12 protein-coding genes are annotated in these 11,931 nt (G+C 42.8%); 5 read left to right on the top strand and 7 right to left on the bottom strand.

What is annotated here, in order from left to right; genetic code table 11:
* The 5 genes from WBM49_RS07335 to WBM49_RS07355 form a co-directional block, all read left to right on the top strand.
* On the top strand, positions 1–233 hold a 233-nt coding region (locus WBM49_RS07335), incomplete at its 5' end, for a hypothetical protein (protein ID WP_424371408.1).
* Positions 234–435: 202 nt separating this feature from the next.
* Positions 436–1,104: a succinate dehydrogenase cytochrome b subunit gene (locus WBM49_RS07340; protein WP_424371409.1), complete on the top strand. Its 669-nt coding sequence runs from the start codon at positions 436–438 to the stop codon at positions 1,102–1,104.
* Between the two features lie 3 nt (positions 1,105–1,107).
* Positions 1,108–3,111: a fumarate reductase/succinate dehydrogenase flavoprotein subunit gene (locus tag WBM49_RS07345; protein WP_424371410.1), complete on the top strand. Its 2,004-nt coding sequence runs from the start codon at positions 1,108–1,110 to the stop codon at positions 3,109–3,111.
* Between the two features lie 6 nt (positions 3,112–3,117).
* Positions 3,118–3,864 (top strand): succinate dehydrogenase/fumarate reductase iron-sulfur subunit, encoded by a 747-nt coding sequence (locus tag WBM49_RS07350; RefSeq protein ID WP_424371411.1) that lies wholly within the window; start codon positions 3,118–3,120, stop codon positions 3,862–3,864.
* 109 nt (positions 3,865–3,973) lie between these two features.
* The gene (locus WBM49_RS07355) at positions 3,974–5,122 is read left to right on the top strand and encodes a methionine aminotransferase (RefSeq protein WP_424371412.1); all 1,149 of its coding nucleotides are present in this window, start codon (positions 3,974–3,976) and stop codon (positions 5,120–5,122) included.
* Between the two features lie 3 nt (positions 5,123–5,125).
* Here WBM49_RS07355 and WBM49_RS07360 read toward each other — a convergent pair whose 3' ends face one another.
* The 7 genes from WBM49_RS07360 to WBM49_RS07390 form a co-directional block, all read right to left on the bottom strand.
* A complete protein-coding gene (locus WBM49_RS07360) occupies positions 5,126–6,277 on the bottom strand; it encodes a serine hydrolase domain-containing protein (RefSeq protein ID WP_424371413.1) in 1,152 nt (383 codons plus the stop codon).
* A 16-nt stretch (positions 6,278–6,293) separates the two neighbouring features.
* Positions 6,294–6,833 carry a GNAT family N-acetyltransferase gene (locus tag WBM49_RS07365; protein WP_424371414.1) on the bottom strand — a complete coding sequence of 180 codons (540 nt, stop codon included), beginning with the start codon at positions 6,831–6,833 and terminating at the stop codon, positions 6,294–6,296.
* A 313-nt stretch (positions 6,834–7,146) separates the two neighbouring features.
* Complete coding sequence (locus tag WBM49_RS07370) at positions 7,147–7,800, bottom strand: 3-oxoacid CoA-transferase subunit B (protein ID WP_424371415.1); 654 nt, start codon at positions 7,798–7,800, stop codon at positions 7,147–7,149.
* On the bottom strand, positions 7,800–8,501 hold the full coding sequence (locus tag WBM49_RS07375; protein WP_424371416.1) for a CoA transferase subunit A: 702 nt from the start codon (positions 8,499–8,501) through the stop codon (positions 7,800–7,802). The genes WBM49_RS07370 and WBM49_RS07375 overlap by 1 nt, the downstream gene beginning before the upstream one ends.
* 30 nt (positions 8,502–8,531) lie before the next feature.
* The gene (locus tag WBM49_RS07380; protein WP_424371417.1) at positions 8,532–10,877 is read right to left on the bottom strand and encodes a penicillin-binding protein 1A; all 2,346 of its coding nucleotides are present in this window, start codon (positions 10,875–10,877) and stop codon (positions 8,532–8,534) included.
* Positions 10,878–10,882: 5 nt separating this feature from the next.
* Positions 10,883–11,365: a gliding motility lipoprotein GldH gene (locus WBM49_RS07385; protein WP_424371418.1), complete on the bottom strand. Its 483-nt coding sequence runs from the start codon at positions 11,363–11,365 to the stop codon at positions 10,883–10,885.
* The coding region (locus tag WBM49_RS07390; RefSeq protein WP_424371419.1) for a PSP1 domain-containing protein at positions 11,358–11,931 on the bottom strand (574 nt) is incomplete at its 5' end. The genes WBM49_RS07390 and WBM49_RS07385, both read right to left, overlap by 8 nt.

An 11,931-nucleotide genomic window follows, 5' to 3' on the forward strand; every position in this document is an offset into this window, starting at 1 on the left:
TGACCCTGGACGGCATTGAGGTAAGTGGTTTTGATCTGGAGGCCGATAAGGGATATAATGTTCTTTCCTACGATGTGGCTTTTTCCAAAGCAGGAAAATCGGCTTTTTTAAAGAAGAACAAAATGGCCCTAAAAACTGCAGATAACGGGAAAACCTACCTCCCAAAAGGTTCCTATGAAGTTGTTTTAAAAGGGAATGGTTCGACGGAAAAACTACCCTTTAAAATAGAATAAGGGGTAAAGACCTATACAGCTGCCTTGGGGTTCCATAAATTTTTGTTTAACACTTAGGCTTCATTTTTCACTTTTAGAGCTACTTTTTTAAACACTATGCAGGAAATTTTTACAATAGTTGGGAGGGCCTGCAAGTAATGCCCGGGAAGTTTGCTATTCATGGGCTTCTGCCGTAAATTTGCTGCTTTAAATCTGTTCGATAATGAGTAAACTCATACAGTCTTCAATTGCCAGAAAAGTGGTCATGGCCCTTTCTGGTATTTTTTTGGTCTTATTTCTGGCATTGCATTTCACCATCAACTTTACCTCTGTGATCTCGCCGGAGACCTTTAATGAATTTTCCCATTTTATGGGCTACAATCCCGTGGTACAATTCCTGATGCAACCCATCCTTATTGCCGGTGTGGTTGTGCATTTTGTAATGGGTATTATTCTGGAACTCCAGAACAATAGAGCAAGAGGTGTGAAATACGTACAGTTTAAGGGAAGTGCCAATGCTTCCTGGGTATCCAGGAATATGATCTACTCAGGTGCCGTGGTACTGGCATTTCTAGGATTACATTTTTACGATTTTTGGGTACATGAAATGGCCTATAAATATGTTGAGGTGAATCCTGAGGATCCCACTCGTTATTTTGCGGAGACCGTAGAGAAATTTGCCCCTTTTTGGCGAACTGCACTCTATGTATTATCTTTTGGGCTTCTCTCCCTGCACCTTTGGCACGGCTTTGCTTCCTCATTTCAGACAATGGGGGTTAATAACAAATATTCTCCCTCCATAATACTCTTTACCAAGGTATACGCGATAGCTATTCCACTGGGATTTGTATTTATTGCACTATACCATCATTTCAACCCTATAATACATTAAGATATGGGCATTTTAGATTCTAAAGTTCCAAAAGGGCCACTGGCCGATAAATGGACACAACATAAGAACGACATTGACCTGGTAAACCCGGCTAACAAACGCAACATAGACGTCATTGTGGTAGGCACAGGACTTGCCGGTGGTTCGGCTGCCGCAACACTGGCAGAGTTAGGGTATAACGTAAAAACTTTCTGCTATCAGGATTCACCTCGGAGAGCACATTCCATTGCCGCTCAGGGAGGGGTAAATGCTTCCAAAAATTATCAGGGTGACGGGGATAGTGACTATCGTCTTTTCTATGACACCATTAAAGGTGGGGATTATAGATCCAGGGAGGCCAATGTATATCGCCTGGCTGAAGTTTCCGGGAACATCATTGATCAATGTGTAGCACAAGGAGTGCCTTTTGCCAGAGAATACGGAGGCCTGTTAGACAACAGATCCTTTGGAGGAGTATTGGTCTCCAGAACCTTTTATGCCAAGGGACAAACAGGCCAACAGTTATTATTGGGTGCATACTCAGCTATGAACCGACAAATACATCGCGGTAAAATACGGTCTTATACCCGTCATGAGATGCTCGATCTGGTAAAGATCGATGGAAAAGCGAGGGGTATAATTGCGCGGAACCTGGTCACCGGTGAAATCGAAAGGCATTCTGCACATGCAGTGGTCATCGCTACCGGAGGTTACGGGAACCTCTTTTTCTTATCTACTTATTGTATGGGAGCCAATGTAATGGCGGCCTGGCGCACGCACCGAAGAGGTGCCTTTTTTGCCAATCCGTGTTTTACACAGATCCATCCAACTTGTATCCCGGTATCCGGAGAACACCAATCCAAACTCACTTTGATGTCAGAGTCCTTAAGAAATGATGGACGTATCTGGGTGCCTAAAAAATTGGAGGATGCCAAGGCCATCCGCGAAGGGAAACTAAAACCTACAGAACTCAAAGAAGAGGACAGGGATTATTATTTGGAAAGACGATATCCTGCATTCGGAAACCTGGTCCCCAGGGATGTGGCTTCACGTGCAGCCAAAGAACGTTGTGATGCAGGCCACGGGGTGAATAAAACCGGTGAAGCAGTGTACCTGGATTTTGCCGCAGCCATCGAAAGATATGGGACTGAAAAAGCCTATACCTCAGGGATCCAAGATCCGGATTCGGAAACAATCAAAAAATTAGGCGAAGAAGTGATCGAATCTAAATACGGAAACTTGTTCCAGATGTATGAAAAGATTGTAGATCAGAATCCTTATAAGACACCTATGATGATCTATCCCGCGGTACATTATACCATGGGTGGTCTATGGGTAGATTACAACTTACAAACCACTGTTCCGGGATGTTACTCCATTGGGGAATCGAACTTCAGTGACCACGGAGCAAACAGGCTTGGGGCTTCGGCTTTAATGCAAGGGTTAGCAGATGGGTATTTTGTACTCCCTTATACTATCGGGGATTACCTCGCGGATGATATCAGAACAGGGAAAATACCAACCGATAGTCCGGAGTTTGATGAAGCAGAGAAGCATGTAACAGATAGGATCAGCAAATTAATGTCCGGTAAAGGTTTGCATTCTGTTGATTATTACCATAAAAAACTTGGTAAGATCATGTGGGATAAATGTGGAATGAGTAGAAACGAAAAAGATCTGAAAGAGGCCATCAAGGAGATCGCTGCCTTGCGAAAAGATTTCTGGGAGAATGTTAAAGTGACCGGAGAACCGAATTCTAAAAATCAGGAATTGGAAAAAGCGGGGCGTGTAGCGGATTTTCTTGAAATAGGAGAATTATTTGCCAAGGACGCCCTGGAACGCAATGAATCCTGTGGAGGTCATTTTCGTGAAGAATATCAAACCCCGGAGGGTGAAGCATTACGAGATGATGAAAACTTCAAATACGTGGCTGCCTGGGAATACAATGGTGAACCCAAGGATGCCAAACTTCACAAGGAAGATCTTAAGTATGAATATATTAAATTAAAGACACGTTCTTACAAATAAATAGCTATGAAAATATATTTGAAGATATGGCGTCAGAAAGATGCCACCTCTAAAGGAAAAATGGTAGACTACCCCATGGACGGGATCGAAGGAGACATGTCCTTTTTAGAGATGTTAGATATTTTGAATGAAGATCTCATCACTAAAGGCGAAGAGCCTATAGAGTTCGATCATGATTGTAGAGAGGGGATCTGCGGAACCTGCTCCCTTCAGATCAATGGCCGTCCTCATGGCCCGGATAGAATGATCACTGCCTGTCAATTGCATATGAGAAGCTTTAAAGATGGTGATACGATTACCATAGAACCTTTTAGGGCTAAAGCATTTCCGGTTATCAAGGATCTAATAATAGACCGTACCGCTTTTGACAGGATTCAACAGGCAGGAGGATATATTTCAGTAAATACTTCCGGACATACCATAGATGCCAATACGATTCCTATTGAAAAAGAGAACGCAGATAATTCCTTTTATGCTGCCGCTTGTATTGGATGTGGTGCCTGTGTAGCCGCTTGCAAGAATGCAAGTGCAATGTTATTTACCTCAGCCAAAGTATCTCAGTTTGCCTTACTTCCCCAGGGAAGGGTGGAAGCCACAGACAGAGTATTGAACATGGTACGTCAAATGGATATTGAAGGTTTTGGCAATTGCACCAATACCGGAGCCTGTGAAATAGAATGCCCCAAAGGGATCTCTCTGGAGAACATCGCCAGGATGAATCGCGAATATTTAAGTGCCTCTTTAAAAGGGTAAGCTTTTCCACAAACATTTTTTAAGACCCCTATCTTTTGTAGTTAGGGGTTTTTTACGCTTTAACTATTCACAATTTCATTACTTTTAAAAGAACAAAAAACAGGCTCTATTGACAGCACCTTTGATTTCCAAACTACCCCACAGTCAGTTCTCTATATTTACACTCATTGGGAGAATGGCAAGAGAACATAACGCCCTGAACCTCTCCCAGGGCTTCCCCAATTTTGAAACCGATCCGAAACTTATTGATCTCGTTACCAAAGCAATGAAAGAGGGTGCCAATCAATATGCTCCTATGGAAGGTATTTATTCTCTCCGGGAGGTCATTAGCGATAAAATAGAAAACCTTTACGGAAAGCATTATTCGCCAGATAAGGAGATCATCATGGTAGCCGGGGCCACTCAGGGAATATTTACAGCCATTACTGCGGTGGTACACAAAGGAGATGAGGTTATTATTTTTAAACCGGCTTATGACTGCTATGAACCGGCGATTGAAATCAACGGTGGTGTTCCAGTATATGTCCAGATGCAGGGAAAGGATTTTAAGATAGACTGGGAGGCTTTCAGGGCATTAATCACCCCTAAAACCCGACTCGTTATTATCAATACCCCTCACAATCCGAGTGGGAGTATCCTCAGCTCTGAAGATATGAATGAATTGTCTGCCAGTCTACGCGGTACCAATATTATGGTGCTTAGTGATGAGGTTTATGAGCATATGGTCTTTGATGGGAATAGCCATGAAAGCGTTTCTAAATACCCCGATTTGGCAGAAAGGAGTTTTGTCATGGCCTCTTTTGGGAAAACGTTCCATGTCACCGGTTGGAAAATGGGATACTGTGCAGCCCCCACAGAAATGATGAAGGAATTCCGGAAGGTTCATGAATTTAATGTCTACGCGGTCAATCATCCTATTCAAAAGGCCCTTGTCCCATACCTTCAAGAGGCTTCGAACTATCTGGGCCTATCCCCTTTCTTTCAGCGTAAACGCGATCTGTTTTTAAAGGCTATCGCTTCTTCCAGATTTAATTGCTCCCCCACCAGAGGCACCTATTTTCAGCTACTTGATTATTCCAACATCACAGATGAGGCAGATGTAGACTTTGCAAGCCGCTTGATCAAAGAGAAGGGACTCGCCAGTATTCCAATATCAGTATTTAGTGTAGATCAGTTAGACCAGCAGCAGTTGCGTTTCTGTTTTGCCAAAACAGACGATACCTTGTTAAAAGCCGCAGAAATCATCAACAGTATATGATTTTTAGAACGCTTTTAACAGCAGGGACATAAACTCCTCTATTTTACTGGGCTCTAACCATCTAGTTACTACCACAAGCCGGTGCTCCTTGTCTATCACAATGAAATTTCCTCCAAAACCTGCGGCGTAGTACAAGTCTGCGGACCATCCTTCCCAATGACGTTCTCCTTTAGTGTTAAGCCACCACAGATACCCGTAATTTGGATTAGGAATAGAAGGCGTAGTGGCTTTTTCGATCCATTTTTCACTGATCAGCTGTTCCGCTTTCCATTTTCCGTTGTTTAAAAATAGCAAGCCGAAACGGGCCATGTCCTCGGTACTAATAAAAATTCCACCCCCGGAATGCCCTCCTCCTGTCACAGACTTTACTTTAATACCATCTACTTCTGTCCAGGCATTCTCATAGCCCAACCATCGCCAGGTAGTGCTTGCTCCTATTCTATCCATAATTTGATCCTTCAGGACCGCTGGTACCGGTTTTCGCCAAACATGAGTAAGACTATATGCCAGTAAGTTTACCCGCACATCATTGTATTCCATGACCGTACCTGGTTCATTTAACTTCCTGAATTTCCAATCATCCAGTCCTCCTTCTCTAGGGGGTCTGTCTGCCCAGTCTTTTCCGCCCCATAACTCCCCAGACCAGTCCGAATTTTGTTGTAGGAGATGTTCCCAACTGATCTTTGAATTATGTGCTCCATCGAAGGTGCCATCCCAAATATACTGGCTAACCTTATCTGAAGTGTCCTCAATAATACCATTGTCTTCTGCTAAACCTGCGACGGTTGAAAGGAAGCTTTTGGTAACGCTAAAGGTCATATCTACTCTTTTTGTCTCCCCCCATGATGCGACAAGGTATCCGTCTTTTAAAATCATCCCTGCAGGGCCTCCTCTTTTCTTAGTGGGTCCGAGGATCTCATGAAAAGGTTCTCGTTCAAATCCTTTTAGGATCGCGATCCGCAGATCCCGGGAACCCGTATACTCGTTATTCATGGCGAAGCTGACCGCCTTTTCCATGGCTGTTTTATCAATAGCATAAACCTCAGGAGTTTTGGTGGCCCATACCTCATTTCTTTGAGGAAAATAGGAGGTCTCTTGTGAGAAAGTGACAAGTGTTGCGCAACAGGCAAGTAGTGTAAGCAGTGCTTTTTTCATACGTGGTAGTTGAGTATTACAAGGTAGTTAAATCTAGTTTCATGAGCCAATCCATTTGTTTGTCTTTCCCTATATAATAGGGGTGTTTTCCAAATTTTATAAATCCTTTCTTCTCGTAAAATCGAATAGCCGCTGTATTCTTTTCCCAAACTCCCAGCCAGATAAAGCGTTTCTCTGCTTCTTTTGCCAAACGAATAACCTGCTCCATGATCCAATCCCCAATTCCCTGGCCCTGATAGTGGGTAAGCACATAGATTCGTTCCAATTCATAAGAGGTCGCATCAAAAATATCTGTTTGTGCTTCTACATCGTTTATTTTAAAGAATCCGACGAGCTCATTATGCTTAAAAACAAAGTAAAATGTTGCATGGGGATGTGTGAGTTCGCTACCCATCCTTTCTTTAGTTAAGGCGGTATTCAGGTAATGTTCAAAATCTGCCGGATCATTTTGTTCGGCGAATGCTTCAGTGAAAGTAGTTCTTGAGATCAAGACCAGTTGATCCAGATCTTCTAATGTACATCTATGCAGGCTTAGTTCCATTTCCCAATACTTCATGCGGAAGCTAAAATAAAAAAAGGAGCAAAACCAACGGCTTTACTCCTTTCTTATAAAATTTTTGATCGTACTACAACATAAATAGCTTTTTTGCCAGCCGTAAAATACCGTTGTAAAAATCATTTCGGTAGACCTGCACCTTCTCTTTAGAAGAGGCCTGATTTGTTTGGGTGTCCATTGCAGTTTAGGTTTAAATTAGACATGGGGGATTCCATTTTCGTTTGTGCTCTAAAATACTACTAGAACGATTATTTCTTCGAATAATTGTTGTTAAACTTTACAAAAAAGTGGTGAATCTTAAAAAATGAGAAGCTTAGATATTCATCTCAGGAATGTCTCCTTTCACAAGAAGCCTTCCTTCAGTAGCTTTTTGTATGGTTTCAACGGAAACACCAGGTGCCCTTTCGAGCAATTTAAATCCTTCAGGGACCACTTCCAGTACGGCAAGATTGGTCACTATTTTTTTTACGCAACCCACACCGGTTAGTGGAAGGGTACAACGCTTTAGTAGTTTAGATTCTCCGGCCTTATTGGTATGCATCATAGCTACGATGATGTTTTCGGCGGAGGCTACAAGGTCCATGGCACCCCCCATTCCTTTCACCATTTTTCCGGGAATTTTCCAATTAGCAATATCCCCGTTTTCCGAAACCTCCATGGCTCCTAAAATAGTCAGGTCTACATGCTTCCCTCTAATCATCGAAAAGCTAAGGGCCGAATCAAAAAAGGACGCACCGGGTAAAGTAGTTATGGTTTGTTTCCCTGCATTGATGATATCGGCATCTTCGTCCCCTTCAAATGGAAAAGGGCCCATGCCTAAAACGCCGTTCTCGCTTTGAAATTCAACATTGATATCGCTTCGCACAAAATTGGCTACTAAGGTTGGGATCCCAATACCAAGGTTTACATAATACCCATCCTGCACTTCCTTGGCAATTCGTTTCGCTATTCCGGTCTTATCTAGCATTAGTTTCGGGCTCTTACAGTTCGTTGTTCAATTCTTTTTTCATAGTTGCTTCCCTGAAATATGCGTTGCACAAAAATTCCGGGAATATGGATCTCGTTAGGGTCTAGTTCTCCGGCCGGAACTAACTCTTCTACTTCAGCAACTGTTATTTTTGCCGCTCCACACATACAAGGATTAAAATTCCTTGCGGTACCCTTAAAGATCAGGTTTCCTGCCTCATCACCCTTCCAGGCTTTTACAAAGGCAAAATCGGCTTGGTAGGCATATTCCAGGACATACATCTTCCCGTTGAATTCTCTGGTTTCTTTTCCTTCCGCTACTTCAGTTCCATAACCCGCCGGGGTGTAAATTGCGGGGAAACCCGCCTGAGCAGCTCTGCATTTTTCCGCCAGCGTACCTTGGGGAGTTAATTCAACTTCCAGTTCCCCACTGAGCATTTGTCGTTCAAATTCATCATTCTCCCCTACATAGGACGAGATCATTTTCTTTATCTGATGTTTTTGTAGGAGAAGACCCAAACCAAAATCGTCCACCCCTGCGTTATTGCTAATACAGGTAATATTCTTGATCCCTAGTCTTACAAGTTCTGCAATGGCATTTTCGGGGATCCCGCATAGTCCAAATCCACCCAGCATAAAGGTCATTCCATCTTTAACCCCTAACAGGGCCTGTTTTGCATCGTCGACTTTTTTTGGGATCATATGATGGCTGTGTGTTTTGTGTTGTTTGAATTAAAAATCTAAATCGTCCAGGTCGTTTTCGAGGTCGTTTTCCTCTTCAACCGCTTGTTCCAACTTTGAACAATCCAGATTGATGGTCATTTTTTCCGGCTTGATAAATTCTTCTTTTGATACTCCAAGATCTGGGTCTGTGTAATTTTTTTGCATGTACAGTGCCCAAATAGGTAATGCCATGGAGGCTCCCTGACCATAGTAGATGGTTTTAAAATGAGTGGCACGTTCTTCCCCACCTACCCATACACCGGTGACCAGGTTTGGCACCATTCCCATAAACCATCCGTCACTTTGATTTTGCGTGGTACCGGTCTTCCCGGCAATTGGATTTGTAAATTCATAAGGATACCCTGTAATGATCTCCTTATACACGTCCTGGTCCTTTGCAAAAGTATGTCTTAACCTTGTTCCTGAGCCTCCTTCGGTAACCCCTTCCAAAAGATTGATCATGGCATAAGCCACTTCTTTACTTAAGACATCTTTGGTTTCCGGCACATATTCGAATAAGACTGTGCCATTTTTATCTTCGATCCTAGTTACCATTACCGGCTTTACATAGACTCCCTGATTGGCAAAGGTCCCATAGGCGCCAACCATTTCATAAACATTAAAATCAATTGTTCCCAGGGCAATTGATGGCACCTCCAGAATTTCTCCGGTGAGTCCCAGATTTTTAACAATGGATACTACCGGTTTGGGGCCCACCTTATCTATAAGCTGTGCGGTTACTGTATTCACAGAATTTGCCAGGGCATGCTTTAGTGTAAACATGTTTCCTGAGTATCTGCCATCAGAATTTTTTGGACACCATGGCTCAGGATTTCCGTGTTTCCCTGCTTCTATGCAGTATTGACTATCTGGTAATTGATCACAAGGAGACATGCGTAACTGATCGATTGCGGCGGCGTACACAAAAGGCTTAAAAGTTGATCCTGCCTGCCGCGCCCCCTGTATCACATTGTCATACTGAAAATGCTTGTAATTCAATCCTCCCACCCATGCCTTTACATGACCTGTTTGTGGCTCCATAGACATCATGGCCGATCTGAGAAAGGTCTTGTAATAACGAATCGAATCTAAAGGCGTCATTACAGTGTCTTTTTCCTGGGTATCACTTTTCCAGTCGAATACAGTCATTTCAGTTTTTTCATTGAATGAAGCTCTGATCTCCTTTTCTGATTTATCTGCGGCTCTCATCTTTCTCCAGCGATCCGAATTCTTCATGGCACGTTCCATAATCCGGTTTATTTCTTCCCTTTCAAGATCTAAAAATGGTGCTGTTGGGTTCCTGTCTGGGGTGTTTTGATGAAAAAATTCTGCCTGGAGACGTTTCATGTGTTCCGTAACCGCTTCTTCCGCATTTTTTTGCATTCTGGAATCTATGGTTGTGTATACCTTAAGTCCGTCCAGATAAATATTCCAGGTATCCCGATCCCCATCTTCCGTCACAGGTTTAGGGTTCTTTTTTATCCAGTCGTTCAAATACCCCTGAAGGTACATTCTGAAATACGTAGCCAGCCCTTCCCGATGCGACTCCGGACTAAAATTGATGTCCATTTTTGTCTTCTGAAGCGAGTCTTTTTCTTCTTCGTTGATGAAGTCGTACTTCTCCATTTGAGCGAGTACTGTATTTCGGCGATCCAGGACTAATTTTTCCCGTCTGATAGGGTTATACAAGGAGGAGTTTTTAAGCATCCCTACTAAAACAGCTGACTCCTCAATTTTAAGATCCCTTGGTTCCTTGCCGAAATAGATGCGGGAAGCAGAGCGTATGCCGTCTGCATTATAGCCAAAATCGTATATGTTCATATACATGGCAATGATCTCCTGTTTGGTATAACTGCGCTCCAAACGGGTTGCGATCACCCATTCCTTGATCTTTTGAGTAACAGCCTGAAACAAATTCTTAGAACGAACTCCTACAAATAGTTGCCTGGCCAATTGTTGGGAGATTGTACTGGCACCCCCACGCTGACCTAAAAAGGCAATAGCCCTTAGAAATCCAATGCCATCTATCCCGGAATGATCGTAATAACGAGCATCTTCCGTGGCTACCAGTGCATCAACTAAATTTTGAGGGAGTTCTTTGTAATCTACTGGGGTGCGGTTGTCATCCAGATAGTACTTCCCCAGAGTAACCCCATCTGATGAGATGATCTCTGTGGCTAGATTTGTTTTGGGATTCTCGAGCCGTTCAAAGGTGGGCATCTCTCCAAAAGCACCCCAGGATGCTAAAAGAAATACTGCTAAAACAGAAAGGACACCTGAAAAGAATAGTATCCAAAACCATTTAATATAGGAATAAAATGAGGTGTTCGAGGGTTTTTTGCGGGCGCTTGCCATTCGTTTTATTTCTTTTCAATTTCCACTCCGATATCTGTAATGCCAGGTAATTCGACAATCCCATCAACAGAGCCATTTTTTCTCATTGCATGTTCAATGCGCATAATATATACGCCTTTAACGGGAAAATTGATGTTTTCCTTATACCATAATTTATTTTCTTTGATACTTCCAACTCCTTTTCCCAGCCAACTTCCATCTGCATTGGCCATGGCGTATTCTAATGTATCGATGTAAGTGGTCCCATCCGGGTATTCCAGTTCTGTAATCAGAAACAAATTACTGTATGGATAGGTATTGTCATTTCTGACATTGATAAACATTTCATAGTCCTGGTTTTCTTCCAGATCTGAGATCTTGAATTCTTTAATCATGTTTCTGTCCCAGCTTCCATTTTTCAGAGCCTGAAATTCGGAATACACTGGTCCTTTCCCACATCCATAAATCAGGAGGCCAGCGACAACCATTAACAAATAAGATCTAGGCATTCTTGTTAGAGGGTTTTAGTGGCTTTCTTCTTTTTTTGTTTTTCTTTCTTCTGTTGTTGTTCTTAGGACGATCAAATCTGGTAAGACTATCCTGGCCCACCGTATTTTCAAAAAGAGTTGGCTCTTCCTCAAGATTATTCGCGGCATACATCTCCAGGCTTGCCACCTTCTCTTTTTGTTTGTTCTTTAACAAGATCTCATGTACCTGTTCCTTGGTTAGCGTGTGCCAATTGGCAGGGTCTTCTTTATAGGAAAACCAGAGTAATCCTTTGAAGATGTCTGTTTTTTGACAAAAGGCCATTCCCTTTTCAGTAAACAGTTTGCTGTCTTGGGCCGGGAAGTCCTTTAAGACATCGAGGTACATGTCTAATTCATAATTTAGACAGCATTTAAGTTTTCCGCATTGGCCGGCCAGCTTTTGAGGATTCAGAGATAATTGCTGATACCTGGCTGCCGAAGTACTTACGGATCGGAAATCGGTGAGCCATGTAGAACAACAGAGTTCTCTTCCACAGGAACCAATTCCTCCCAATCGTTGAGCTTCCTGCCTATATCCTATTTGACGC

The sequence above is a fragment of the Muriicola sp. genome, from assembly GCF_049669965.1.
GTDB lineage: Bacteria > Bacteroidota > Bacteroidia > Flavobacteriales > Flavobacteriaceae > Muriicola.

Bases quoted from the DNA above. Each gene is read 5' to 3' on its own strand.
- WBM49_RS07340 (WP_424371409.1), top strand. From the start codon at position 436: ATGAGTAAACTCATACAGTCTTCAATTGCCAGAAAAGTGGTCATGGCC.
- WBM49_RS07345 (WP_424371410.1), top strand. From the start codon at position 1,108: ATGGGCATTTTAGATTCTAAAGTTCCAAAAGGGCCACTGGCCGATAAA.
- WBM49_RS07350 (WP_424371411.1), top strand. From the start codon at position 3,118: ATGAAAATATATTTGAAGATATGGCGTCAGAAAGATGCCACCTCTAAA.
- WBM49_RS07360 (WP_424371413.1), bottom strand. From the start codon at position 6,277: ATGAAAAAAGCACTGCTTACACTACTTGCCTGTTGCGCAACACTTGTC.
- WBM49_RS07365 (WP_424371414.1), bottom strand. From the start codon at position 6,833: ATGAAGTATTGGGAAATGGAACTAAGCCTGCATAGATGTACATTAGAA.
- WBM49_RS07370 (WP_424371415.1), bottom strand. From the start codon at position 7,800: ATGCTAGATAAGACCGGAATAGCGAAACGAATTGCCAAGGAAGTGCAG.
- WBM49_RS07375 (WP_424371416.1), bottom strand. From the start codon at position 8,501: ATGATCCCAAAAAAAGTCGACGATGCAAAACAGGCCCTGTTAGGGGTT.
- WBM49_RS07380 (WP_424371417.1), bottom strand. From the start codon at position 10,877: ATGGCAAGCGCCCGCAAAAAACCCTCGAACACCTCATTTTATTCCTAT.
- WBM49_RS07385 (WP_424371418.1), bottom strand. From the start codon at position 11,365: ATGCCTAGATCTTATTTGTTAATGGTTGTCGCTGGCCTCCTGATTTAT.